Raw genomic sequence first — 24,709 nt, forward strand, 5'->3', positions numbered from 1 at the left:
CCAAGCCGCTTCGCGGGTCGGCTTGATGCTGGTGCTAGGCCCCCAGATAGGAGACTTCATGGCTATTTTCGGAATCGGCGCCTACTACGACCGCGACATGAGTGGAGAATTCGTCTCTTCAGGAGTCGCCGGTCCCGGTTGGTCCAAAGCTGATGCACCGGAACTGCATCAGTTCATTCAATCGCTGAAGGTCGGCGACATCGTTTATTTGAAATCGTTTGCACCGTCCAGCCAAGACATTCTGATCAAAGCGATCGGCCTAGTGGCAGACCAGCACCTTGTACAAGACAGTCCAGTGGTGTCCGCGGGCAGGAACATCAGATGGGTGGTTACCAAGGAGTTCCGCATCCCCAAACCGAGCGAGCGCCTCAATGTCCGACTCAACACTATGTACGAGGAGTTCAATCCGATCGTACAAGCCGCGATTATCGATCGCTTGCTTGGGGCCAATAGTAGTTAGGCCTTACAGTTCATCCAAGCGTTAGACATCGACATGGATCAACGGAAGCTCGTTCTATACCTTGAGGCTCCGTTTGCTGCGTATGACGCGACTCTCGCACCACCGCGAGATGTCGTTCTTGCTGGCTTGAGTACAGTCTGGCCTTCTGACTACTGGGCAGGACTCGCTATCGGCTGGCTTGAACAAGGGGCGCCAATCGACAGTGAAATAGCTCGGGTACTCGACGCCACGGTCAAGCGACCTTTCTCGCAAAGTTTTCGCCATCGAGCATTCGCATTGGCTAGGTGCTGGTATCGAGCGCGCAATGTCTAGCAACTCGTTCAAGGCTGACGCGCGTATGGCCCGGCACTTTTAGCCGTTTAGCATGTGGGCTAACAGCGTATTCGATCCGCGCTGCTCCGTGGCTCGGCTCAATTCAAACGTTCGAAGGCCTGACTTGGCTGTGGAGATGCTGCGCGCAGGAGACGTCATGAATGACGTACCGCCACCCGTGTGTCGACCATGCGATGCATCCCTCGTGCCGCTGTTCTCGCGCCGCGTACTGTGTACGCGGCAAGGTTAGCGCATACCCGCGCCTGCGCTGCATGCCCACATGTGCGCCACATCGCTGGAATGCGCGCCCATGGTGCGCGTGACTCGATCCCCAGCCTGATCACGTAGTCGCTGCGCGTGCGCGCAAAGCGTTGACCATCGCGCCACCGCTGCGCAGCCTGCAGGGAACACGGCGACACGGACACACGGCATGGCACGGCGGTTTCCCTGGAGTTGGTTGGCGGTGCTGGCGGCCTGCGCGTTGGTGCTGGTGCTGGCCTGGCAGAACCGCGGTCTGCGCGAAGAACGGCGCTGGTTCGTCACCCGCACCACCGAGCCGTATTTGGGCATGTATGTGCCGCGCATCGCCGCTACTACCTTGGACGGTGCGCCGCTGACGCTGGGTGAGCCGGCGGCCGAGCGGCAGGTCCTGTTCTTCTTCACCACCACCTGCCCGTACTGCAAGCGCTCGGCGCCGCAGATGGTGCAGGCCGCACAGCGTCTGGCCGCGCAGCAGCCCGACGTGCAGGTGCTGGGCGTGTGCCAGTGCAGCCCCGCGCAGGCGCGGCGCTACGCCGCCGAGCACGGCTTTACGTTTCCGTTGACCACGTTGACCGACCGCCGCGCGCTGATGCTGTTCCGCGCGCGCAATGTGCCGACGCTGCTGGCGCTGGATCACGAAGGACGCGTGCGCTACGCGCGCGTCGGCGTCTTCGATACCACGGAGCGGATGCAGGACCTGATGGCCGCAGTGGGCCGCACGGATGCGCCACCGGCCTTGGCAACCATCGAGGAGTAAGCCATGAAACAGCGTTGGACAGCGTTACGCAACGGGATGCTTGCGGCCGTGTTCCTGGCCAGCATGGGCTTCGGCGCGGTGCAGGCGACCGCCGGCGACGGCATCGAGAAGGAGGCGGCCTGCAGCGCCTGGGCGTGCCAGCAGGAGTGCGCACCGTTCGGCGGTGAGCTGGGGCCGGGCGGGCCCGGAAAGCCGCTGGTCTGCTACTGCTGCGGCTGAGCCGTGTCCGGAGCCGGCCGCGCCAGGCCGGCTCCGGCATCGGGGCTGCGATGGCGGCGATCACGGATCGCAGTGAGCATCTGCCGCGTTGCGACTCCGTCATCACTCCGCCAACCTGCAAGTCGCTCCCGGTACGCGCGATTGCGCCCTGCATCCTGGCCAGCCGCCGCCGATTCACGCAGGTTTGCGCGCTGGCTGGGCATGGTGGAACGCAGACCAACCAGGAGCGTTCCATGACCTCACCTCTTCATCCCGTCCGCCTGACCATGCTCGCCGCGCTCACCGCCGCGGCGCTGAGCGGCTGCGGCAAGCCTGGCGACCAGGCCTCGCGCACCGCACCTGCCACCTCGCCGGCGCCGACCGCCGCGCCGGTTGGTGGCGAAAGCGGGCGCGCGCCGATCGGTGGCGACGCCTCGGCCAAGGCGATGCTGCAGGTGCTGGAGGGCAATGTGGTGGCGCTGTCCAAGCAGGCGCTGTCGCGCAACGTCAGCAAGACCGTGGCCGACTTCGCCCGCGAGACCATCGCCGTGCACCACGATGCCGACCCGGCCACGGCCGGCAAGGGCGGCCCCGGCGATGCGGAGAAGATCGACGCGCAGGTGGCCAAGGGCCGTGCACAGCTGCAGGCGCTGGGCGATGAAAAGGACAACTCCGCCTACATGAACGCCTACGCGGCGGCAGTGGTGCGGCAGTACTCCGATGCGCTGTCGGTGATCGATGCCGAACTGGTGCCGGCGGCCAAGGAAGACGCCACCCGCCAGGAACTGCAGCAGGCGCGCAAGCGCATCGCCGAGCAACTGGAGCGCGCGCAGGCGCTGGCCTCGGCCCGCTATTGAGCACCTAGCCCCTCTCCCGTCGGGGCGACAGGGTGCGGCCTGCGCGCCACTGGCGCGCGCACCCTGGAGCGCCCGCGCCGCAAGCGCGGGCCGGGGCGCGGAGCGGGGGTTGGAGTGAGGGTACGGCGCGAAGCGACTCGCAGCGTTCTGGGCGCACGAGGCTGCGCCAGTACCCGCATCCGACCCTACGGGGCACCTTCCCCGACAATGAGGGCCTCGCTCCCGAGGGGAGAAGAAACAGCCGCTAGGGCGTGCCATCGATCCCCGCGCATGCCGCAACAAGGAAGGTATCCCGGCGCGCGTGGAGCGGATTGAATACGCCGCGATTGCGTACGCCTGTGCCAAGGACGACTGAGAGCGCATAGCCCCTCTCCCATCGGGAGAGGGGTTGGGGTGAGGGTACGGAGCGAAGCGACTCGCAGAGTTTAAGGCGGACGAGGTGACGCCAGCCTCCTCATCCACCCTGGCGGGCACCGACCTTGAAAATGAGGGGCATGCTCCCGGGCGGGAGAAAAAGCAGCCGCTGAGGCGCGCCATCAATCCCTGAGCATGCCGCGCCGCGATTGCGTGCGCCTGTGGCTAGGAAAAGCGAGGCCGAGCGATGACGCGCCCATGGCGCGTCCACCTACCAAGCCCAACGCGGCATCCCCGGCAACCGGCGACACGCCCTAGCCGTCGGCGGCGATCGCCTTCAACGCCGGCCGCTCCTCGCGCCCATCCGGATGCCGCGCGAAGCGGGTCGGGTCGCTGCCGTGCACCGGCGCCTCGTCCCGCCATGGCCAGCCGCCGAACTGGGTGCGGCGATAGTCGGCCATGGCCTGGGCGATCTCGGCCTGGGTGTTCATCACGAACGGACCGTGTTGGGCCACCGGTTCGGCGATCGGTCGGCCTTGCAGCACCAGGAACTCGCTCGCCTCGCTGTCGCCATTGACCAACTCGACCGCCTGATCGGCGCGCAGCTCGATCGCCGCGTGGCGGGTCACCGAGCGCCCGCCCACGGTCACCGCTGCGCCCTTGAAGAAGTACAGGCTGCGGCGCGTGCCGCGGCCTTGCGCGGCGGGCAGGGTCCAGCGTGCGCCGGGTGCCATGCGGATCGTCCAGATGGCCACATCGGCATCGTCCTGCGCGGCCCACGAATCCGGTGGCGGCGCGAGCGGGCCGCCGGCGCTGCCGGGCGCGGCGTCGACCGGGCCGATGCGGCCGGCCACGCAGGCCACCTCGGTGGTGCGACCGGCGTCGTCGGTGGCGGTGAAGCGCGGCAGGTCTTCCGACCAGAACATGGTGAAGTGCGGCGCGGCCAGCTTGTTGCGCGCCGGCAGGTTCAGCCAGATCTGGAACAGTTCCAGCGGGTTGGGCGCCGCCGTGTCCAGCAGCGGGAACATCTCCGAATGGACGATGCCCGCGCCGGCCGTCACCCACTGCACGTCGCCGGCGCCGAAGCGCGCCGCCGCACCGAGCGAATCGGCATGGTCGATCAGGCCCTTGCGCACGATGGTCACGGTCTCGAAGCCGCGGTGCGGATGACCGGGAAAGCCGGGAATCTCCTCGCCGTGATACATGCTCCAGCCGTCCTTGCGGCTGAAGTCCTGGCCGATGGCGCGGCCGTGCAGGGACGCCGCCGGCCCCATCGCGCCGTTGCCGGCGGGGTAGGCATCGTCGTGGTAGACGCAGAACAGGAACGGGTCGATCGTTTCCCAAGGGAAGCCGAGCGGCTTGATCTGGACGATGGGGTCGGTCATGGAGAGATCCTTCGTGCGAACGCCACCCGAGGTTGAAGGCGGCAACCCTCACGATATGGGGCGATGCCGACGGAACGGAAGGCCAGTCCGAAAGACATCCTGTCCCGCACGGGAAACACTGGGATGCGCCGCCGCCGCGTCCGTGGCGATGGCGCCGGCGCGGTGGCCGGCCGCGTCGCATGCGCCGAGCGAGCGAACCCGGCAGTCAGCGGGGCGCACTGAATGCCTGCTGGGGCGCAACCGCTGATCTGCGCCTGCACGACCCGTGCGTCATTGCACTGTCATCTGCCGCGACCAGCATCGCAGGCTTTTCCGATCCTGCGAGCGCCTGGTGCGTCCCGAACCCTTGCCGGCCCTGTCGCGGCTGTTCCTGCAATGGCGGCCGTCGCTGAGCCGCTATTTCCGCAAGCGCCGCGCCGCGGCCTGGGATGCCGACGACCTGCTGCAGGAAGTGTGGCTGCGGCTGCAGCGCAGCGAGGCGCATGCGCCGGAGATCGCCAATCCCGAAGCCTACCTGTTCACCATCGCCGCCAACCTGATGCGCGAGCACGCGCTGCTGCATCAGCGCAGCAGCCAGCGCGACACCTGCCTGGACGATGTGCTGGAGCGGCTGGCGGTGCCCTGCGAGGCCGATGCACAGGTGCACCGCGCGCAGCGCCGGCAGCGCCTGGCCGAGCTGATGGCGCGGCTGCCGCCGAAGTGCCGCGCGGCGATGGTGCTGCGCTATCGCGACGAACTGGGCTACCAGGAGATCGCCGAGCAGCTGCAGATCTCCAGCCACATGGTCAAGAAGTACATCATCAAGGGCCTGGCGGTATGCCGGCAGGGCATGGCGCGCTATGCGTGAGGATCCGCAGCGCGTCGCCGAGGCGGCCGCGGACTGGTACCTGGCGCAGCGCGAGTCCACGCTGCCGCCGGCGCGGCAGGCCGAATTCCTGGCCTGGCTGCGGCAATCGCCGGCGCACGTGGCCGCCTATCTCGACATCGCGCGGATGCATGGCGACCTGCCGTCCGCGGCGCAGGCGCAGCAGGCCAGCAGTGCGCAGCTGCGCGCGCATGCCTTGCGCAGCGGGGCAGTGGTGGTGCCGTTGCGCCCGGATGTGGACACGCCGACGTTGGTGTCCAACCCGCGCCGTGTCCTGCCACGGCGCAGGCGCTGGCCGCTGGCGGCGGCCGCCGTGCTGGCGCTGGCCGCCGCGGGCGTGGCGTTGCGCCTGAGCGCGCCGGACCCGGTGCAGGCGACGGTGTACCAAGCACCAGCGGACGCGGCGCGCAGCGTCGCCCTGGACGACGGCAGCGTGGTGCAACTGGAGCGCGGCGGCGCGATCGCGGTGCGCTACGGCACGCAGCGTCGCGACATTGCCCTGCTGCGCGGCAAGGCGGTGTTCGATCTCGGCCACGATCCGGCGCGGCCGCTCCGGGTCAGCGTCGGCACGCTGGTGCTGCGCGACGTCGGCACTGTGTTCGGGGTCGACCCGCAGGCCGGCGGCGCGCGCGTCACCGTGCTGCAGGGGCGGGTGCAGGTGTCGCGCGATACCCCGGCGTGGTGGCGCCGCAGCGACCTGCCGTCGGAAGGAGCGACGCTGGCGGACCTGGGCGGCGGCCAGCAGGCGCGGGTGGATGCGCAGGGCCGCGTGCTGGCGCGGCGCGACCACGCCGACATCGCCGACGCCACCGCCTGGCTGCCGGCGCAGGTCGGCGTGCACGATCGCAGCCTGGGCGAGGTGGCGCGGCTGTTCAACGCCTACACCACGCAGCCGCTGCGCATCGCCGACCCGGCGCTGGCGGCGCGGCGGGTCAGCGGCGTGTTCCACCTGCGCGATCCGGAGGCCTTCGTCGCCTATCTGGGCAGCCTGCCGGACGTGCAGGTGCAGCGCGATGCGCACGCGGTGACCATCCGTCACGCACCGGCCCCGCTGTAAGAAAAAATTCATGCAATCGACGGTAGCCGCACGGCGCACCGGGGCACTCCTAGGAAGCATGGCCGTCGCGCAGCACGCGCGGGGCCGCCCTTCCTCCCCTCCGGTGTGATCGTCATGCGCAAGCCTCTCGTCGTCTCCATCGCCCTGCTGTTGGGCAGTCTGTCTTCGCTGCCGGCCTGGTCGGCGCCCGCCGCCACGGCCCAAGCCATCGCGCCCATGCCGCTGGCGCAGGCGCTGGACCAGTTCGCGCGCAGCAGCGGCCTGCAACTGATGTACGACCCGGCGCTGGCCGAAGGCCTGCGCAGCAGCGGCGCGCCGGCCGGCCTGGCGCCGCCGCAGCAGTTGCATGCGCTGCTCGCCGGCACCGGCCTGGACTACCGCATGCTGACGCCTGGCTCGGTCGCCATCGTGCGCAGCAGCGTCGCCGCCGCGCCGGCCGCCGCCCCACGGGCGCCGCGCAGCGCCGCCCCGGCGCATGCCGAGGCCGACGGCGAACACGACGGCCCGCGCGAACTGGCGCCGATCAACGTCACCGCCAACAGCGTCGACACGCTGGCGCCCAGCGCCGCGCCGCTGGAAGCGAGCCAGCCGACCTCGGTGATCGACGAGCGCTTCATCCGCGACGGCCTGCGCCTGAACTCGAACTACGACGACATCATCAAGTACGCGCCCAGCGTGGTCACCACCTCGCCGGAAGGTCCTGGCCTGGGCAAGAACGAAGGCGTCAGCATCCGCGGCTTCCAGGACGGCCAGTTCAACATCACCTTCGACGGCATCCCGTTCGGCGATGCCAGCGATCTGCACCACACCACCTCGGCCTACTTCAACAACCACGTGCTCGGCCAGGCCGAGATCGACCGCGGCCCCGGCGGCGGCGCCACCATCGGCAACGCCACCTTCGGCGGCACCCTGGCGCTGCGCACGCGCAATCCCAGCGAGGTGGACGGCGTCACCGTCTACGGCACCGGCGGCAGCTGGAACACCTGGGCCGGCGGCGTCAGCGCCGACGAGCACATCGGCAACACGCGCGTGTTCGCCGACCTGTCCAAGGAAGCCAGCGATACCTACCTCAAGGGCACCGACGACCGCCGCGAGCACGCCTTCCTCAAGACCGTCAGCGACCTCGGCGAGGCGACCACGCTGACCTTCGTCAGCAGCTACAACCAGGAGCACCAGAACACCGTGCAGGGCGCCACCCGCGCGCAGATCGCGCAGCATGGGTGGCGCTACGGCCTGGGCAACGATCCGACCCTGCAGAACTACACCGGCTACAACGCCGCCGCCTACTACTCCAGCTTCACCTACCTGGGCCTGAGCACGCGCCTGGGCGACTGGGACCTGGACAACAAGGTCTACTACAACAGCTTCGACCACACCGCTTCCAAGACCAGTATCCCCACCAGCGAGAGCGCTGCCGACAACGGCGTGACCTTCTACGGCGCCACCGGCAAGAAGCTGTCCAAGGCCGCCAAGGACGTGCCGGGCAAGCTCTCGGACAACGATTTCCGCGCCTTCGGCGACGTGCTGCGGCTGGCGCGCGACCTCGGCCCGGGCCAGCTGCAGACCGGCGTGTGGGTGGAGCGCAACCTGGACGAGCGCCAGCAGTTGCCGGTGGACATGACGACCGGCGCGGCCAGCGGCACCAAGTACGGCCCGCTGTACAACTACAACCTGCACGACCGCACCGACACCCTGCAGCCCTACCTGCAGTACGACTGGAAGCTCAGCGACAGCCTGACCCTCAGCCCGGGCCTGCGCTACGCGCGGGTGCAGCGCCAGCTCGATGCCGAGCTCAACAAGAGCACGCCGCCGGCGCCCGCGCACAGCACGGCCAGCTACGACGCCACGCTGCCGTCGCTGAGCCTGCACCAGGCCTTCAACGAGCACTGGAGCGGCTACGTGCAGGCCGCGCGCGGTTTCCTGGCGCCGCCGATCGACGTGATCGAACTCAACGGCACGCGCGGACTGCGCCCGGAACTGACCAGCAACTACCAGCTCGGTACCAGCTATGCCGCGCGCGGCCTGACCTTCGGCGCCGACGTCTACTACATCGACTTCAGCAACTACATCAGCCAGACCCTGATCAATACCGACAGCGGCACCGAGAGCGCCTTCGTCAACGGCGGCGGTGCGGTATATCGCGGCGCCGAGGCCGAGGCCACCTACGCGCTGACGCCGATCCTGAGCCTGTACGCCAACGCCAGCTACAACGAGGCCACCTACAAGCACAGCAGCACCCAGGTCGCCGGCACGCCGCGGGTAACCGCCGCCCTGGGCCTGCTGTACAACAGCGGCACCGGCTACTTCGGTTCGTTGATGGAGAAGGTGGTGGGCGCGCAGTACGGCGTGGACAACAGCACCGCGGCCAACGGCACCACCGTGTTCGGCAACGACCAGCGCCTGGGCGGCTACGCCAGCCTGGATGCGGCGCTGGGCTACCGCAGCACGCACGGGCCCTACGGGTTGAAGGGCTACTCGATCAGCATGGACGTCAACAACCTGCTGAACCGGCATGCGCTGATCGGTTACGCCGGCACCCGCTCCTCCGACAACCAGCCGCTGTACTTCGGCCTGGCCGGGCGCGGCGTGTTCCTCGACCTGTCGCTGAAGTTCTGAGGCCCGCCATGTCCGCTTCCCGATTCACATGCGTGCGCAGCGCATGGCGCCTGGCCGCGTTGCTGTACGTCGCCAGCGCCGCCTGGCCGGCGGCCGCATCGCCCAAGCCTGCCGCGGCACCGAACGCGGCGCAGGTACGCCTGACGATCGTGGTGATGCGCCACGGCGTACGTGCACCGACGCAATCGCCAGAAGACCTGGCCAAGTACGCCGCGCAGCCCTGGCCGCAATGGCCGGTGGCGCCGGGCCAGCTCACGGCGCACGGCGCCGCCGGCATGCAGGCGCTGGGTGCACGCTACCGGCAGCGCTGGCTGTCCACGGCGGCACTGGCGCCGGACTGCGCCGCGTCCGGCGCGGTGGTGATCGCCGACAGCACGTCGCGCAACCACGACAGCGCCGCCGCCTTTACCGAAGGGTTGCTGCCGGGATGCCAGGCGCGCTACCTGGCGTTGCCGACGACGCAGAACAATCCGCTGTTCCATTTCGGCAAGGACGAGGACAAGGACGACGATGCGCCCGCACCGCCGCTGCACCTGGACATGGCCACGCGCACGCGGCTGCGCGCGCTGCAGCGTGTGCTGTCCGGCTGTGCGGGTTCGGCCTGCGCTGCGCAGGCTTCGCCGCGCCTGGACGATCCGCAGCGGCTGCAGGATCCGGCGCAGGCGGCCAAGGCCTTGAAGACCGCCGGCAGCCTGTCCGAGAACCTGATGCTGGAATACGCGCAGGGCCTGCCGTTGCCGCAGGTGGCCTGGGGGCGTGCCGATGCCGCGGCGCTGCAGCGGCTGGTCGGCCTGCACAACGCCTCCTTCGCCTACAGCAAGCGGGCGCTGCCGGCGGCGCGTGCCGGCGGCTCCAACCTGCTCGCGCACCTGTTGGCGACGCTGCAGGTGGCGGCCGGGCAGACCCCGGCGGTGGCGCCGCTGGCGCCGGCGGACACGCGCGCGCTGGTGCTGCTCGGCCACGACACCAACCTGGCGCACCTGGCGGGCCTGTTCGGCATCGATCCCGTCGTGCGCGGCCAGCCGGACGCGTATCCGCCAGGCGGTGCGCTGCTGCTGGAGCTGGTGCGGCAGGACGGCGAGGACTTCCTGCAACTGCGCAGCGTGGTGCCGACCCTGCCGGCGCTGCGGGCCAACCGCTTCGACGGTCGCAGCCTGCGCGAGCGGCGCTGGCCGCTGCCCGGCTGCGGCGGCCGCCTGCGCTGCCCGCTCGCGATCGCCCTGCCGGCGTTGCAGGCGCGGCTGGATCCGCAGCGGGTCGAGGCTGCCGTGCCGTCGATGACCGAGTGGCCGGCGCAGGCGGCGCCGGTGGGCGACTAGTTGGCGCCAGCGCTTGACGGCACCGTAGGAGCGGCTTCAGCCGCGACCGGGCGTTCCTGGGTAACGCCTGTCGCGGCTGAAGCCGCTCCTACGCGTGCCACGGGGCCGGGATAAATGCCGCCCGCCGTCACGGACCACTCAGCGCGGAAGGTCGATCATCGCGGTTCCCCCACGCGCCTGCGCCTGCGTGCGCCGCGCTCTTTGCCAGGACCCCGCCATGTCCCCGACCCACGCCGCCGCGCTGCCCGACACCATGACCGCGATCGAAATCCGCCAGCCCGGTGCGCCCGAGGTGCTGGTGCCGGTGCGTGTGCCGCTGCCGCACCCCGGGCGCGGCGAATTGCTGGTGCGGGTGGCCGCGGCCGGCGTCAACCGGCCCGACGTGATGCAGCGCCAGGGCAGCTATCCGCCGCCGCCGGGCGCCTCGCCGCTGCCGGGGCTGGAGTTCGCCGGCGAGGTGGTGGGCCTGGGCGAGGGCGTGGAGCGCTACCGGCTGGGCGACCAGGTCTGCGCGCTGGTCGCCGGCGGCGGCTACGCCGAGTACGCGGTGGTGCACGAGCGCAACGCCCTGCCGGTGCCGGCGGCGCTGAGCCTGACCGAGGCTGCGGCGGTGCCGGAAACCTTCTTCACCGTGTGGACCAACGTGTTCCAGCGCGGTCGCCTGCAGTCCGGCGAAACCTTGCTGGTGCACGGCGGGACCTCCGGCATCGGCAGCGTCGCCACGCTGCTGGGGCGGGCGTTCGGTGCGCGGGTGATCAGCACGGTGGGCTCGGCCGACAAGCGCGCCGCCAGCCTGGCGCTGGGCGCGGAGGCGGCGATCCTCTACCGCGAGGAGGACTTCGTGGCCGAGACCATGCGCCTGACCGAGGGCCGCGGCGCCGACGTGATCGTGGACCTGATCGGCGGCGACTACCTGGCGCGCAACTACCAGGCCGCGGCGCTGGACGGGCGCATCGTGCAGATCGGCATCCAGCAGGGCAAGGTGCGCGAATTGGACCTGATGCCGCTGCTGGCCAAGCGGCTGACCCATACCGGCTCGACCCTGCGTCCGCGTTCGGTGATGGAAAAGGCGGCGATCGCGCGCGAACTGGAGCAGCAGGTGTGGCCGCTGCTGGCGCAGGGCCGCATCAAGCCGCAGGTGGACCGTTGCTTCCCGCTGCAGGAGGCGGCACAGGCGCATGCGCTGATGGAGTCCAGCGCGCATATCGGCAAGATCGTGCTGGTGACTGACGCGCGGTGAACCGGGTATCGGTCGCGGCGACCCGCCTGCCGTGGTAGGAGCGGCTTCAGCCGCGACGGGCTCCACCGGGACGGCCCTCGCGGCTGAAGCCGCTCCTACGCGCGGTTTCGGTCGTGATGGGAGGCCACCCTCGGTCGCCCTCGAGCGCACAGGCGTTCCGCGCCCTCACAGCTGCGCCCACCACTAGCCTTGTAGGAGCGGCTTCAGCCGCGATGGGCTTTACCGGGAACGCCCATCGCGGCTGAAGCCGCTTCGACACCCGGTTCCGGTCGTGATGAGCGGCGCGCTTCGGTCGCGACAGGCAGCCGGCGCATGCGCCGGCGCGCCCATACGGCACGCGGGCCCGCGCCCGCTGCTGGCCCGGTTCAAGCACCGCGCCGTATAGTGCGCCGCACGCGCGGTGGTCCGCGCTTGCCCGTGCCGGTCCCTGCGTGCGCCTGCTGCCCCGTTCCGCGTCGTCTTCTTTCCTATTGCGCTACGCCCTGCTGCTGTTGTGGCTGTGCGCGGCGGTGGCGTCGGCCCAGCCGCAGGACGCCGCCGACGCGCCGCCGGACCCGCAGACCCTGCTGGACAACGCCGCCAAGTCGCTGAAGGACGCGCGCGGCAAGGAAGTGGATGCCGGCAACCAGACCGCCTTCCAGGACCTGGTCACGCAGGTCTCGGACGCCTCCAACGATGCGCAGACCGCCGCCGATGCGCTCTCGCAGCAGTTGGCGCAGGTCAATGCGCGCCTGCAGCAGCTCGGTCCGGCCGCCACCGGCGATTCGCCCGACATCGCCGCACAGCGCAAGGCGCTGACCAAGCAGCGCGACGCCCTGGACTCGGGGGTCAAGCGCGGCAAGCTGATGGTGGTGGAGGCACGGCAGCTGGCCGACGAGATCGAACGCGCGCGCGCCGAGCATTTCAGCCAGGAGCTGTCGCTGCGTTCGCCCTCGCCGCTGTCGCCGGCGCTATGGAAGCAGATCGCCGCCGATTTCCCCGACGACCAGGCCAAGCTGCTGGCGCTGTACACCCTCGGCATGCAGTCGCTGCAGGACGCGATCGCCGAGCATGGCAGCGGCGCGCTGGGCGTCGGCATCGCCATCGCGGTGATCCTGCTGTTCCCGCTGCGCTACCTGCTGCGCTGGCTGGGCAAGCGCTATGCGGTGTCGCGCGCGCCGGGCAGCCGCCTGCGCCGGTCGGGTCTGGCGATCTGGTTCCTGCTGCTGGGCACGTTGACCCCGGGCCTGGCCGCGCTGGCCCTGGCCGAGGCGCTGCGCAGCATCGATGCGGTGCCGGAGCGCCTGGAAGCAGTGCTCAACGGCTTCGTGGTGGTCAGCTTCGCCGCGGCCTTCATGGGTTCGCTCGGCGCCAGCGTGCTGCTGCCGAACCAGCCGAGCTGGCGGCTGTTCCCGATCGACGACGCCACCGCGCGGCGCCTGCGCAAGTACACCTGGGCCACCGCGGCGCTGGCCTGGCTCAGCAGCATGCTGCTGGTGATCAACCAGGCCGCGCGCACCAGCGACTCGGCCACCGTCGCCGCCGACGGCGTGATCGCGCTGGTCTACGGCGTGCTGATCCTGGCCACCCTGACCAGCCTGTCGCGGCTGCGCCGGCGCCAGTACGCCGAAGCGGCGGCGCAGGCCCTGGCCAATGCGCAACCGCCGCCGCCCGGGCAGCACGGCGGCGCGCTGGCGCTGATCGGCGTGCTGGTCAAGGTCGCGGTGGTGGTGGCGCTGCTGGCGGCGCTGCTGGGCTATCTGCACCTGGGCCTGTTCATCACCCGGCAGATCATCTGGATCACCATGATCGTCGGCGCGATCCGCCTGCTGATGACCTTCGCCGACGACTTCGCGCTGTGGCTGTTCGCCAGCGAAGGCCGCATCGGCCGCGCCGCCAATGGCGCGTTCGGGGTGCGCTCGAGCAGCCTGGAGCAGGCCGGGGTGCTGACCTCGGCACTGCTGCGGGTGGTGCTGTTGCTGATCGGCGTCGGCGCGCTGTTGATGCCGTTCGGCACCAACGTCTCGATCGTCTCGGACTGGTTCTCGCTGCTGTCCGATGGCATCCGCCTCAGCGACAAGGTGGTGGTGTATCCGGGCGCGATCGCCCGCGCGGTGCTGGTGCTGCTGCTCGGCCTGGGCGTCATGCAGTACCTGCATCGCTGGCTGACCCAGACCTACCTGCCCAAGACCGAACTGGACGACGGCTCGCGCAACTCGATCAGCACGGTGGCGCGCTATGTCGGCATCATCCTGGCGGCGTTGTGGGCGCTGGCCGCGCTGGGCATCGGCCTGGAGCGGATCGCGCTGGTGGTCAGCGCGCTGTCGGTGGGCATCGGCTTCGGCCTGCAGTCGATCACCCAGAACTTCGTGTCCGGCCTGATCCTGCTCGCCGAGCGCCCGGTCAAGATCGGCGACTGGATCAAGATCGGCGACCAGGAGGGCGACGTGCGCCGGATCAGCGTGCGCGCCACCGAGATCCAGGTCGGCGACCGCTCCACCCTGATCGTCCCCAACTCCGAACTGATCACCAAGACCCTGCGCAACATGACCCTGGCCGGGCCGCTGGGCCGGGTGCAGATCCAGTTCGCCGTGTCGCTGGGCACCGACGTGACCAAACTGCGCGCGCTGCTGCTGGAGCTGTACGCGGCGCACCCGGGCGTGCTGGACGACCCGGCGCCGTCGGTGTTCATCGACTCCATCGCCAACGGCCACGTCACCCTCAACAGCTTCGCCTACGTGGCCTCGCCGCGGCTGACCTACGGCACCCGCAGCGAACTGTTCTTCGCCCTGCTGCAGCGCCTGGCCGAGGAGGGCATCGCCCTGGAGTCGCCGCAGGAAGTGAAGCTGGTGCGTCAGTAGCGGGGATTGGAGATTGGGGATTCGGGATTGGTGGAGCGCAAAGCGGCTTTGGCCGCCAACTGCCGGCGCTGCAGGTCGCGGCTGAAGCCGCTCCTACGCTCTAGCGAATCCCCATTCCCGATTCCCCAATCCCGGCCGTTCAGCGCCTCCCGCGCTCCTCGCGGGCGCGGATGCGTCGGTCGAACAGCACGGCGCTGACCACGATACCCAGGCCCAGGATCACGCCGAGCAGGAACAGCACCATCGCGATCGCCGGGTAGCCGAACAGCTTGCTGCCGGTGTCGATGCGCATCATCTGCGTGGAGGCCAGGATCAATGCGGCGGTGACGATGCCGGCGGCGACGCGGTTGGCGATCTTCTGCAGGCTCTCCATCAGCCGCGACTCTTCCAGCCCGGCCACGCGCACCTGCAGGCGGTTCTCCGCGGCCAGGGTGAGGATGTCCGAGAGCCGGCGCGGGCCTTCGCGCAGCAGCGCCTGCAGTTCCATCGCCTCGCTGGCCAGGTTGGCCGCCGACAGCGACTTCTTCAGGCGCGCGCGCATCACGTGCTGCAACTGGTCCTCGACCACCACGCGCGTGTCCAGGTGCGGCGACAGCGCCCGGCACACCGCTTCCAGGTTGAGCAGGGTCTTGCCCAGCAGGCTCAGCTCGGGCGGGGTGCGCAGGCCGTAGGCGGTGGCGATGCGCACCAGGTCCAGCACCACCCGGCCTTCGGACATGGCATCGTGCGCCGCGTAGCGGGCGATCATCTGCCCGGTCTCGCGCTGGTAGCGCTCCTCGTCGAAATCCTCCAGGCGCGTGCTGAGCGCGATGGTTTCCTCGGCCACTTCCTCGCCGCGGCCGTCGACCGCCGCGAACAGCAGCTTGAGCAGGCGCTCGCGCAGCTTCGGCGGCACGTGCGCGACCATGCCCAGGTCGAAGATCGCCAGGCGTCCGTCGGCGAGCACGCGCAGGTTGCCTGGATGCGGGTCGGCGTGGATCTCGCCGTGCACGAACATCTGGTCCAGGTAGCCGCGCACCAGCGCCGCGGCCAGGTCGTCCATCGGCTGCTCGGTGCGGCGCAGTCCGGAGATCTTGTCCACGCGCACGCCTTCGGCCAGCTGCATGGTCAGCACGCGGCGGCTGCTCAGGTCCCACACCGGTTGCGGCACCCACAGCTGCGGGAACGGGCGCAGGTGCTCGCCGAAGCGCGCCAGGTTCTCGGCCTCGGCCTCGTAGTTCAGTTCGGCCAGCAGCGCCTTACCGAACTCAGCCAGCCAGTCGGCGAAACGGATGCGCCGGCCCAGCCCGGTGAGCTTGTCGGCGGCGCTGGCGAAGCTGCGCAGCACCTCCAGGTCCGAGCGCACCTGCGCGGCCACCTCGGGTTTCTGCACCTTGATCGCCACCGGCGTGCCGTCGCGCAGCGCGGCGCGGTGCACCTGCGCCAGCGAGGCGCTGCCCAGCGGGGTGTCGTCGAAGGCGGAGAACGCCTTGTTGATGCCGACGCCGAGCTCGGCCTCGACGATCTCGCGAATGCGCTCGCTCGGAATCGGCGCGGTGTTCTCCTGCATCCGCTCCAGGGCGGTGGCGAACTCCGGCGGCACCACGTCCGGGCGGGTGGACAGCATCTGCCCGAGCTTGACGAAGGTCGGGCCCAGCGCTTCCAGGTCGGTGACGAACTGTTCCGGCGTGCCTTCCGGCGGCAGCTCGTGCTCGCCCTGGGCAGTCTCCATGTCCATGCCGGAAAACACCCCGGAGCTGCGGTAGCGCAGCAGCAGGCGCAGGATCTGGGTACGGCGGCTGAGGCCGCCGATCACGTGCGGTGCGTCCGCAGCGTCGGGCGTCGCGCTCAAGGTGGACTCCGGGCAAGGATGGGCGCGATCGAGTGTGGCGACGGCCGGGTCATCGCGCGGTGAATCCTGCTGCGCGCATCGCCCGTGCGCCGCTGCCGGGAGGGGAGGGGGCGACGATGGTCGCTGCCTGTGCGACAGGCGCGATCCCGCGCCTCGGGCGCCACGCAGATGGTCTGCCGTCGTCGGCGCGACGCCCGGCGCTGGCGCTGGCGTCCTGGTCATGGTGATGCGTCGTATCCTGCAGCGTTGCGATAGCGAGGGTCGGAGGAAGCGGAATGCGGTGGAGTGAACGGACGGGATCGCTCGGGGCGCGGCGGTGCTCCGGCTTGCGGCGCGGTCGTCGGTGCGATGCGCCGGAGACCGCGCCATGGCACGGCGCGCTGCGCGCACAGGCAAGCGGTGTCGGCATGGCCGTGGCCCGATGAGCCGACGTCGGCTCGCGCTGCTGGCGGCGGTGGTGGTGCTGGCGCTGCTGGTCATGGCCTGGTTGGGCGACGACGGGGCCGGCGTCGCCGCCGAGGTGCGTAGCGCCCTGCGGGCCTTCGCGCGCGCGCTGTTCTGAGGCCACAGGCGGTCGGCCGCCCCTGTTCCGGTGCCGCGGCCCGGCTTACCCTGGGCGCTCCCCGTCACCTGCCCGGAGCGCTGCCATGTCCGTCGTCGTTTTGCCCGCCGTCCGTCGTGCCGCTGTCCTTGCCGCGTGCGCGCTGCTGGCGGTGCTGCTGTCGGCGAATGCGACCGCCGCGGCTGCGCCTCAGCGCTATGCCGGCGAGGATTTCGACGCCAAGGCCTTCGCCGCCAGCAAGCGCCGCAGCTACGCGCTGCAGGACTTTTCCGACCGCTACCGCGCAACGCTTGAAGTGGAGGACAACGACGGGGTGTTCCGGCCCGGGATCGTGCGCGTGTTTGACCGCGGCAATGCCACGCCGCTGCTCGAAGTGGCCTCGCCGGAGCTGGTGCTGGACACCGATGCGAAGAGCGGCAAGGTCAAGGCCAACGTGCACGAGTTGCCATACGGCGAGCAGAGCGTGCTGATCTACGCCGACTTCAATTTCGACGGGATCAAGGATCTGGCGGTGATGGACGGGCAGAACAGCTGCTATCACGGCCCGTCCTACCAGGTGTACCTGGGCACCGCCGACGGCTTCGAGGCCAGCCCCGGTTTCACCGAACTGGCGCAGAGCAACTGCGGCCTGTTCCAGGTGGATGCCAAGGCCCGCGAGATCCACACCATGACCAAGGATGGCTGTTGCTGGCACCAGTACGCGACGTATTCGGTACGCGACGGCGCGCCGCTGCTGGAGCGCGAGGTGGTGGAGGATGCGCGCAGCGAGGGACCGGGCCTGGCGCAGGAGACGGTGTACCGCGACCGTGCCGGCAAGCGCGTGGCCGACACGCACTACCTGTGGGACGAGCAGGGCGGCACCACCGCGGGCGAGCGCAAGATCCTGCTCGAGTTTCGCCTGGCGCCGGCCGGCAAGCGCATCGTGGTGTTCGCCAATGTCGGCGACGGCGGCAGCAGCAAGCCGTTCTATGCGGCGATCGGCGCGCAGCAGCGGGTGGACCTGCTGTATCCGGACGCGCAGGGCGAGGCGATGGACTACGACGCCGACCGCCATCTGCTCAGCTTCGCGCGTGGCGACACCACCTACCGCATCGTCGGCAACGCGCAGGGCGTGCCGCAGCGCATGGATGTGGTGGTGCGCGGCAAGACCCAGCCGCTGGCGCTGCAGCCCGGTTCGGTGCATGGCTCGCTGCAGGCGGTGGCGCAGGTGCTGGAGGCGGCGTCGGCGGAGTAGGGAGCGACGGGGCATTGCTCCGAAGCAGCTGGCGATTCCGGCTTGCGCGCGTCGGGACTGACGTCCCTCCCACAGTGCACCCGGACAGCCCATTGCAGCCCCGATGGCGCCATCTGTAGGAGCGGCTTCAGCCGCGACCGGTGAAGCCTGTCGCGGCTGAAGCCGCTCCTACAACGAGGGGGGCGACACGGCCATCGATCCCTTGTTGCAGCGCATACGGATCTGCCTGCCTGTGCGGTGATGACGCTACGCATGCCATGTGCTGGCTTGTCGTAGGAGCGGCTTCAGCCGCGACAGGCGTTCCCGATAACGCCTGCCGTCCCGGGTGACCCAGGCCTGCCTTGAACCGCGTTGGCCGACATGACCGGCTGCTTCAACGCCAAGCCGCGAACGCGCGCGCCACCGCTTCGGCGCCGGGGTCGATCACGCCGCGCAGTGCGTCCGCGGGTACCGCGGCGGCACGGCCGGCGCCGGCGCGGGTGAGCTGGGCGGTGGCATCGGCGCCTGCGCGGGCGGCGTGCGCGGCGGCCTCCACGTCGGCGCCCTGTGCCAGGGCGTCCAGTGCCGGCAGCAGGGCATCGAGCAGGGTGCGGTCGCCGCGTTGCGCGCCGCCGTAATGCTGCATCCGCGCCACGCCGGCCTGCAGCGCCTGCACCCAGTCGCGTCCGTCCGCCAGTGCACCGGCGGCGGTGGTGAACAGGATCGACAGCAGCACGCCGCTGGAGCCGCCCATGCTGTGTTCGATCGTCGCCGCGAGGCCGCGCGCCAATGCCGCGGCGTCGCCGGTGGCCAGCGCATCGGTGTCCAGCGCCTGCTGCAGGGCGCGCGCGCCGGCGGCGAAGGTGCTGCCGGCGTCGCCGTCGCCGCTGCGCGCATCCAGCGCGTCCAGCTCGGCCTGCGCGGCGATCAGGGCTTGCGCCACCCGGCCCAGGGCCGCTGCGCACCGCGCATCGCGCGCGCCATCGCGGTGGCTGTCGTCGCGCTTCAGTGCCGGCGCAAAGGTCTGCACCGCACGCGGCACACGCACGCCGGGCCAGCCCAGGGTCTGCACCGGTGCCTGCAGCGCGGCCAGCACGTCGGCATCGGCCGGGCCGAGGGTGATCGAGAAACCGTGCATGTCCATCGAGGTCATCAGCGCCGCCGGCACCGGCATCAGCGCGACCCGCGCGACGCCGATGCGCTGCAGCGCCAGCCGCGTCAGCACGCCCAGTTCCTGCGTCGAGCAGCCGCCGAGGTCGTTGAGCATCAGCACCAGCGGCGCGTCGGCGCCGAGGCGGACATCGGCCTGCGCCAGCAGCGGGTCCAGCACCAGCGCCAGCGCCTCTTCCACCGTGCCCGGCTGCACCGGTCGCGCCCCCGGCTCGTTGTGGATGCCCAGCCCCAGTTCCGGTGCGCGACGGCCGGCGTGCTGGCCGGGCACGCTGCAACTGGACAGCGCCATGCCCAGCGACAGCAGGCGGTCGGCGAAGGCCTGGCCGCGCTGCGCCAGTTCGGCCAGCGCCACGCCCTCGCGCGCCAGGTGGCCCACGTACTTGTGCACCAGCACCGTGCCGGCGATGCCGCGCGGCTGCGCGGCGTCGGGCAGGGCGATGTCGTCGGCGACCAGCACGCTGGCCACGTCGATGCCCTCGGCGCGGGCGCGCTCGGCGGCCAGGCCGAAGTTGAGCCGGTCGCCGGTGTAGTTCTTGATCACCAGCAGCACGCCGGGCGCGTCGGCGCAAGCGCGGATCGCCGCCAGCACCGCTTCCACGCCGGGCGAGGCGAACAGGTCGCCGGCGATGGCGCCGCTGAGCATGCCCGGGCCGACAAAGCCGGCATGCGCCGGTTCGTGCCCGGCGCCACCGCCAGACAGCACCGCGACCCGGCGTGGATCGCGCGCGGCCTGCAGCACGATGCGGGTGCCGCTGCCGGTTTCCGAGAGCAGCAGCGGTTGCAGCATGGCCGCGGCCGCGAGGACGTCGTCGACGATGGCGCGGGGGGCGGTGAGGAACTGGTCCATGCGGGTGTCCTGTGCAGGCCGTGCGGCGGTGTGGCGCACGATAGCCGGGCCGGCGTTACGCGCGGTTGAGGCCGGCCTGCTCACGCACCTGGTCGGCGGAATCGGCGAGAATCGCCGCTCACCCCGAATGGAATCCCCGCATGGCCGGCGCCAGCCTGTTCACCCTGCTCGACGACATCGCCACCCTGCTCGACGACGTGTCGCTGCTGACCAAGGTCGCGGCCAAGAAGACCGCCGGCGTGCTCGGCGACGACCTGGCGCTGAACGCGCAGCAGGTGACCGGGGTGAACGCCGACCGCGAACTGCCGGTGGTGTGGGCGGTGGCCAAGGGATCGCTGTTGAACAAGGCGATCCTGGTGCCGGCGGCGCTGGCGATCAGCGCCTGGCTGCCGTGGGCGATCACCCCGCTGATGATGATCGGTGGCGCGTTCCTGTGCTTCGAGGGCGTGGAGAAGCTGGCGCACCGCTTCCTGCATTCGAAGGAGGAGGATGCGGAACGTCACGCGCAGCAGGTGCAGGCGCTGGCCGACCAGCAGGTGGACGTGGTCGCGCTGGAGAAGGACAAGGTCAAGGGCGCGATCCGCACCGACTTCATCCTCTCGGCGGAGATCATCGTGCTGTCGCTGGGCGTGGTCGCCGGCGTGCCGTTCGTGCAGCAGCTCGCGGTGTTGGTGGCGATCGCGCTGGCGATGACCGCCGGCGTCTACGGGCTGGTCGCCGGCATCGTCAAGCTCGACGACCTGGGCCTGTACCTGAGCCGCAAGGGCGCCGCCGCCGCGACGATCGGCCGCGGCATCCTGTGGCTGGCGCCGTGGCTGATGCGCACCCTGTCGATCGCCGGCACCGCGGCGATGTTCCTGGTCGGCGGCGGCATCCTGGTGCACAGCATCGGCCCGCTGCACCACGCCATCGAGGGCATCGTCCCAACCGGCGGGCTGGGCAGCCTGGTGCTGGCCTTGGGGAATGCCGTGGTGGGAATCGTGGCCGGCGCCGTGGTGCTGGCGGTGGTATTGGGCGTGCAGAAGGTGCGGCATAGGGATTAGGGATTGGAGAGTCGGGATTCGTAACAGCGGCGCGCATTCCCGCTTTTGCGAATCCCCAATCCCGACTCTCCAATCCCGAAACACCGACTCCCCAATCCCGCGCCGGCAAAGCCGGCGCTAGTCGGCCGACACCACCCGGTTCTTGCCGGCCTTCTTGGCCTCGTACAGCGCACGGTCGGCGCGGCGGATCAGCGCGTCCTGCGCTTCGCCGGGCTGGCGCAGGGCGACGCCGGCGCTGAAGCTGACGAACACGCGCTGGTCTTCGTGCACTACTGCGCGCTGCGCCAGGGCGCGCTGTACCCGGGTCACCGCTGCGCTGGCCTCGAAGATCGTGCAGTCCGGCATCAGCAGCACGAACTCCTCGCCACCGAAGCGGGCGATGGCATCGCTGGCGCGCAAGGTGGTACGCGCCACCTCCACCACGTGGCGCAGCGCGCTGTCGCCGCCGGGGTGGCCGTAGGTCTCGTTGAGCTGGCGGAAATCGTCCAGGTCCAGCATCGCCACGCACAGTGGCTGCGCGCTGCGCTCGGTGCGCACCAGTTCGCGCACGAACAGGTCGTCCAGGCCACGGCGGTTGAGCGCGCCGGTGAGTTGGTCGACCCGGACCAGGCCGCTGACGTCCTGCAGTTCCTGCTCCAGGCGCAGGATGCGCTGTTCGGCCGCATCCACTTCCTGGCGTGCCGCGATCAGGTGGTCGCGCGCCCGTAGTGCCTGTTCCTGGACGTGGCTGGTGTCCTGCAGCACTTCCTGCAGCAGGCGGTTGAGGTCGGCGATGCTGCGCGCGTCGCGGATGGTCTGCGAATAGTCGGCGATGCGGTCGTGGAATTCGCCGGTGCTGGCGGCCATCCCGTCCAGGTCCGCGACGAAGCTCAGCATCAGGTCCTTCATCGCCTCCTTGGATTCGGCGATGCCCTGCTTGAGCAGGCCCTGCTTGTAGATCACCTCGCGCAGGCTGCCGCGCGCCTCCTCGATCGAGTAGCGGTCCAGCGGCCCGGCGATCAGATCGCGCACCACCGCGATCTGACCCTGCAGCCAACTGGTGTCTTCGAGCAGTTCGCCGACGTTCTCCAGGAGCAGGTCGAACAGGCTCAGCAACAGCGCCTGTTGCTCCTGGCTGTCGTTGGCGCGCAACGCGATCTGGTGGCACAGCTCGCGCACCTGCTGCGCCACCGGCTCCAGCGGTTGCCCGGGACGCCATTGGCGCAGCGCCTCGCCGCTGGCTTCGGCCTCGCCGGCGAGCTCGGGCAGGGTGTGCAGCAGCGCCGCCAGCGCGCCGGCCACGGTCTGCCGCAGCAGGTCGCGCAGGCGCTCGCTGTCGCTGGGCCCGGCCAGCGGGTCGTCGACGTCGATGGTGCGGATGTACTTGTCGATCAGCTGGCGCAACGCGCGGCCGTAGCTGGGCCAGTCGCCGCTGCTCGCCGCCGACTGCAGGCGCCGGCCCATGTCGCCCAGTTCGCCGTGCAGCGAGGCCATGCCGTCGGCGAAGGCGCCGAGCAGGCCCTGCGGCTCGTGCGCCTGCTGGAACAGGCGGATCAGCGCGGCGGTGGCCGCAGCCGGATCGGTGGCCGCCTCCGCGGGCGTCGCCGCAGGGCCGTGCGCGTGCCCATGGCCGTGCCCCTTCGCGCGCGCCGGCAGCCCCGCGGCCGTCGTCGGCGCGGGATCGCGCCGACGTGGCGACAGCAGCTTGCGCAGTCCGCTGATCGGCGGCTCGTCGCGTTGATCCGACATGCCAGCCGGCTCCTCCCCAAGGTCAAGGCGCCGCCCATGCTGGCGCTCAGGAACTGGATATCGGCGCTGGCGGCGCGCGCTTGAGCCGGCGGACGGCGGCTCTGTGAAGCGCACTCCATGGCGGCCGTACCCTCACCCCCGGCCCCTCTCCCGGTGGGAGAGGGGAGCGGCTTGGTCAGGTGGCGCGGTCGCCCTTTCCTTCTCCCTCCGGGACCATGGCCCCCTTTTCGGGGGAAGGTGCCCCGAAGGGGCGGATGAGGGTTGGGGCGCTAGGGAGGTGTCTGGGGGAAGAGGTTCCCTAGCCGTCGCACCCTCACCCCCAACCCCTCTCCCGGTGGGAAAGGGGAGCAACGTGGTCCCTCGGCGCCGGTGCCTTTCCTTCTCCCACCGGGACCATGGCCCCCTTTTCGGGGGAAGGTGCCCCGAAGGGGCGGATGAGGGCGCGAGTTGCTGGGGAGGTGTCTGGGGAAGAAAGCTCCGCGGCGGTCGCACCCTCACCCCCAGCCCCTCTCCCGGAGGGAGAGGGGAGCGCGTGCCGCGGCGCTGTGCAGAACGCGCACGACGCTGGCACTCTGGCGGCCGCGCCTGGCGCCGGCGCGCACACTTCCACGGAGACTGAGCATGGCCGATCCCCGCGAACCGCTGTTGCACCCTGTCCCGATCCTGTCCCTGCGCCCCACGCAGATGACCGTGGGCATGCGCGAGGTGAAGGAGAAGCGCAAGCGCTGGCGCGCGCAGGCCTCCAAGCACAAGCAGGCCGAGCTGCTCGGCAAGCATATGATCCCGGTGGTGCTGGGACCGGACGGCCGCTACTACGTGGTCGATCACCACCATCTGGCGCGGGCGCTGCACGACGAAGGGGTGGAGGACATCCTGGTCACGGTGATCGCCGACCTCAGCATGGTCGACAAGGCCGCGCTGTGGAGCGTGCTGGATCATCGCCGCTGGGCCTATCCCTACGACGCCAAGGGCGAGCGCCGCCCGTTCAAGGACATGCCCACGTCGATCGCCGATCTGAAGGACGATCCCTACCGCAGCCTCGCCGGCGAGGTGCGCCGCGCCGGTGGCTACGCCAAGGACACCACGCCGTTCAGCGAGTTCCTGTGGGCCGACCTGTTCCGCCGCCGGCTGCGGCGCCGCGACGTCAAGGAGGATTTCGCCCGTTCCATGGAGACCGCGCTCGCGCTCGCCAAGAGCAAGGAGGCGAGTTATTTGCCGGGCTGGTGCGGGCCGTTGTCCGACGACTGATCCGGCGTGGCGTCATGCATCGGCCTGCCGCCCAGAAGCGCGTGCAAGGCGCGTTCGACGCGGCCGCCGAACAGCAGGATGACGAAGGCGATGGCCAGCGACACGACCACGATCTGCCACTGGCCGGCGCCGCACATGATGCCGACGCAGGCGGTGAGCCAGACGCAGGCGGCGCTGGTCAGGCCATGCACCCGCACATGTTTCTGGGTGTGATAGATGACGCCGGCGCCGAGGAAACCGATGCCGGTCAGGATGCCCTGGATGACGCGGCTGCCGGCATCGGTGAAGCCGCCCTTGCCGAGCGGGTCGGCCAGCAGCACCACCATCGCGGTGGCCAGGCCGACCAGGCCCAGCGTGCGGATGCCGATCGGCTTGCCGTGCAGGTCGCGGTTCAACCCGATCGCCGCGCCGGCGAGGGCGGCGATCCCCAGGCGCACGGCGATCTCGGACAGGTCGGTCAAGGCAGGTCTCCCGGTGGGTGTGTCGCCGCAGGCGGCCGGCCCATCATAGGCAACCCGTTCGCGGGCACTGCGTGCATGCCGT

The 24,709-nt window shown here is 70.4% G+C and carries 19 protein-coding genes; 14 read left to right on the forward strand and 5 right to left on the reverse strand.

Annotation, left to right across the window (positions count from 1 at the left end; all coding sequences use genetic code 11):
- Positions 1-58 precede the first annotated feature (58 nt).
- From AC1PMG_RS02890 to AC1PMG_RS02905, 4 genes are all read left to right on the forward strand, one after another.
- Positions 59-460, forward strand: coding sequence for a hypothetical protein (locus AC1PMG_RS02890; protein WP_481110592.1), 402 nt, complete (start codon positions 59-61; stop codon positions 458-460).
- 769 nt (positions 461-1,229) lie between these two features.
- Positions 1,230-1,790, forward strand: coding sequence for a peroxiredoxin family protein (locus AC1PMG_RS02895; protein ID WP_481111597.1), 561 nt, complete (start codon positions 1,230-1,232; stop codon positions 1,788-1,790).
- 3 nt (positions 1,791-1,793) lie between these two features.
- Positions 1,794-2,009, forward strand: a complete 216-nt coding sequence (locus tag AC1PMG_RS02900; RefSeq protein WP_026143700.1) for a hypothetical protein — start codon at positions 1,794-1,796, stop codon at positions 2,007-2,009.
- Positions 2,010-2,242: 233 nt separating this feature from the next.
- The gene (locus tag AC1PMG_RS02905) at positions 2,243-2,845 is read left to right on the forward strand and encodes a DUF305 domain-containing protein (RefSeq protein ID WP_481110593.1); all 603 of its coding nucleotides are present in this window, start codon (positions 2,243-2,245) and stop codon (positions 2,843-2,845) included.
- 668 nt (positions 2,846-3,513) lie between these two features.
- Here the strand turns inward: AC1PMG_RS02905 and AC1PMG_RS02910 are convergent.
- Positions 3,514-4,584, reverse strand: a complete 1,071-nt coding sequence (locus AC1PMG_RS02910) for a pirin family protein (protein WP_481110594.1) — start codon at positions 4,582-4,584, stop codon at positions 3,514-3,516.
- Between the two features lie 331 nt (positions 4,585-4,915).
- Between AC1PMG_RS02910 and AC1PMG_RS02915 the strand changes: the two genes are divergently transcribed.
- The 6 genes from AC1PMG_RS02915 to AC1PMG_RS02940 all read left to right on the forward strand — a co-directional run bounded on the left by AC1PMG_RS02915 (position 4,916) and on the right by AC1PMG_RS02940 (position 14,521).
- Positions 4,916-5,431, forward strand: coding sequence for an RNA polymerase sigma factor (locus AC1PMG_RS02915; RefSeq protein ID WP_043094463.1), 516 nt, complete (start codon positions 4,916-4,918; stop codon positions 5,429-5,431).
- The gene (locus AC1PMG_RS02920) at positions 5,424-6,506 is read left to right on the forward strand and encodes a FecR family protein (protein ID WP_481110595.1); all 1,083 of its coding nucleotides are present in this window, start codon (positions 5,424-5,426) and stop codon (positions 6,504-6,506) included. The genes AC1PMG_RS02915 and AC1PMG_RS02920 overlap by 8 nt, the downstream gene beginning before the upstream one ends.
- A gap of 114 nt (positions 6,507-6,620) precedes the next feature.
- The gene (locus AC1PMG_RS02925; protein ID WP_481110596.1) at positions 6,621-9,122 is read left to right on the forward strand and encodes a TonB-dependent receptor; all 2,502 of its coding nucleotides are present in this window, start codon (positions 6,621-6,623) and stop codon (positions 9,120-9,122) included.
- A gap of 8 nt (positions 9,123-9,130) precedes the next feature.
- Positions 9,131-10,441, forward strand: a complete 1,311-nt coding sequence (locus AC1PMG_RS02930; RefSeq protein WP_481110597.1) for a histidine-type phosphatase — start codon at positions 9,131-9,133, stop codon at positions 10,439-10,441.
- 217 nt (positions 10,442-10,658) lie between these two features.
- A complete protein-coding gene (locus AC1PMG_RS02935; protein ID WP_481110598.1) occupies positions 10,659-11,681 on the forward strand; it encodes an NAD(P)H-quinone oxidoreductase in 1,023 nt (340 codons plus the stop codon).
- Between the two features lie 470 nt (positions 11,682-12,151).
- Positions 12,152-14,521: a DUF3772 domain-containing protein gene (locus tag AC1PMG_RS02940; RefSeq protein ID WP_481111598.1), complete on the forward strand. Its 2,370-nt coding sequence runs from the start codon at positions 12,152-12,154 to the stop codon at positions 14,519-14,521.
- 139 nt (positions 14,522-14,660) lie between these two features.
- On the opposite strand, the gene AC1PMG_RS02945 is transcribed toward AC1PMG_RS02940, so the two are convergent.
- On the reverse strand, positions 14,661-16,352 hold the full coding sequence (locus AC1PMG_RS02945) for an ABC1 kinase family protein (protein WP_481110599.1): 1,692 nt from the start codon (positions 16,350-16,352) through the stop codon (positions 14,661-14,663).
- A gap of 421 nt (positions 16,353-16,773) precedes the next feature.
- Between AC1PMG_RS02945 and AC1PMG_RS02950 the strand changes: the two genes are divergently transcribed.
- Complete coding sequence (locus AC1PMG_RS02950) at positions 16,774-16,914, forward strand: hypothetical protein (protein WP_481110600.1); 141 nt, start codon at positions 16,774-16,776, stop codon at positions 16,912-16,914.
- Positions 16,915-16,999: 85 nt separating this feature from the next.
- On the forward strand, positions 17,000-18,148 hold the full coding sequence (locus tag AC1PMG_RS02955) for an XAC2610-related protein (protein WP_481110601.1): 1,149 nt from the start codon (positions 17,000-17,002) through the stop codon (positions 18,146-18,148).
- 373 nt (positions 18,149-18,521) lie between these two features.
- Here the strand turns inward: AC1PMG_RS02955 and AC1PMG_RS02960 are convergent, their stop codons facing one another.
- Positions 18,522-20,147, reverse strand: coding sequence for a dihydroxyacetone kinase subunit DhaK (locus tag AC1PMG_RS02960; RefSeq protein WP_481110602.1), 1,626 nt, complete (start codon positions 20,145-20,147; stop codon positions 18,522-18,524).
- A 140-nt stretch (positions 20,148-20,287) separates the two neighbouring features.
- Between AC1PMG_RS02960 and AC1PMG_RS02965 the strand changes: the two genes are divergently transcribed.
- Positions 20,288-21,190, forward strand: a complete 903-nt coding sequence (locus AC1PMG_RS02965; RefSeq protein WP_481110603.1) for a DUF808 domain-containing protein — start codon at positions 20,288-20,290, stop codon at positions 21,188-21,190.
- Positions 21,191-21,307: 117 nt separating this feature from the next.
- Here the strand turns inward: AC1PMG_RS02965 and AC1PMG_RS02970 are convergent, their stop codons facing one another.
- Positions 21,308-22,918: a diguanylate cyclase gene (locus AC1PMG_RS02970; protein WP_481110604.1), complete on the reverse strand. Its 1,611-nt coding sequence runs from the start codon at positions 22,916-22,918 to the stop codon at positions 21,308-21,310.
- 621 nt (positions 22,919-23,539) lie between these two features.
- Between AC1PMG_RS02970 and AC1PMG_RS02975 the strand changes: the two genes are divergently transcribed.
- Positions 23,540-24,166, forward strand: a complete 627-nt coding sequence (locus AC1PMG_RS02975) for a ParB-like protein (RefSeq protein WP_481110605.1) — start codon at positions 23,540-23,542, stop codon at positions 24,164-24,166.
- On the opposite strand, the gene AC1PMG_RS02980 is transcribed toward AC1PMG_RS02975, so the two are convergent.
- Positions 24,127-24,627: an MgtC/SapB family protein gene (locus AC1PMG_RS02980; protein WP_481110606.1), complete on the reverse strand. Its 501-nt coding sequence runs from the start codon at positions 24,625-24,627 to the stop codon at positions 24,127-24,129. The two genes, AC1PMG_RS02975 and AC1PMG_RS02980, sit on opposite strands and share 40 nt — an antisense overlap.
- Positions 24,628-24,709 lie beyond the last annotated feature (82 nt).

The organism is Xanthomonas sp. NCPPB 2250 (assembly GCF_056725265.1).

Excerpts from the sequence above, each read along its gene's own strand:
- AC1PMG_RS02930 (WP_481110597.1), top strand. The coding sequence starts at position 9,131 with ATGTCCGCTTCCCGATTCACATGCGTGCGCAGCGCATGGCGCCTGGCC.
- AC1PMG_RS02900 (WP_026143700.1), top strand. The coding sequence starts at position 1,794 with ATGAAACAGCGTTGGACAGCGTTACGCAACGGGATGCTTGCGGCCGTG.
- AC1PMG_RS02925 (WP_481110596.1), top strand. The coding sequence starts at position 6,621 with ATGCGCAAGCCTCTCGTCGTCTCCATCGCCCTGCTGTTGGGCAGTCTG.
- AC1PMG_RS02920 (WP_481110595.1), top strand. The coding sequence starts at position 5,424 with ATGCGTGAGGATCCGCAGCGCGTCGCCGAGGCGGCCGCGGACTGGTAC.
- AC1PMG_RS02950 (WP_481110600.1), top strand. The coding sequence starts at position 16,774 with ATGAGCCGACGTCGGCTCGCGCTGCTGGCGGCGGTGGTGGTGCTGGCG.
- AC1PMG_RS02975 (WP_481110605.1), top strand. The coding sequence starts at position 23,540 with ATGGCCGATCCCCGCGAACCGCTGTTGCACCCTGTCCCGATCCTGTCC.
- AC1PMG_RS02935 (WP_481110598.1), top strand. The coding sequence starts at position 10,659 with ATGTCCCCGACCCACGCCGCCGCGCTGCCCGACACCATGACCGCGATC.
- AC1PMG_RS02955 (WP_481110601.1), top strand. The coding sequence starts at position 17,000 with ATGTCCGTCGTCGTTTTGCCCGCCGTCCGTCGTGCCGCTGTCCTTGCC.
- AC1PMG_RS02910 (WP_481110594.1), bottom strand. The coding sequence starts at position 4,584 with ATGACCGACCCCATCGTCCAGATCAAGCCGCTCGGCTTCCCTTGGGAA.
- AC1PMG_RS02970 (WP_481110604.1), bottom strand. The coding sequence starts at position 22,918 with ATGTCGGATCAACGCGACGAGCCGCCGATCAGCGGACTGCGCAAGCTG.
- AC1PMG_RS02960 (WP_481110602.1), bottom strand. The coding sequence starts at position 20,147 with ATGGACCAGTTCCTCACCGCCCCCCGCGCCATCGTCGACGACGTCCTC.
- AC1PMG_RS02965 (WP_481110603.1), top strand. The coding sequence starts at position 20,288 with ATGGCCGGCGCCAGCCTGTTCACCCTGCTCGACGACATCGCCACCCTG.
- AC1PMG_RS02905 (WP_481110593.1), top strand. The coding sequence starts at position 2,243 with ATGACCTCACCTCTTCATCCCGTCCGCCTGACCATGCTCGCCGCGCTC.
- AC1PMG_RS02890 (WP_481110592.1), top strand. The coding sequence starts at position 59 with ATGGCTATTTTCGGAATCGGCGCCTACTACGACCGCGACATGAGTGGA.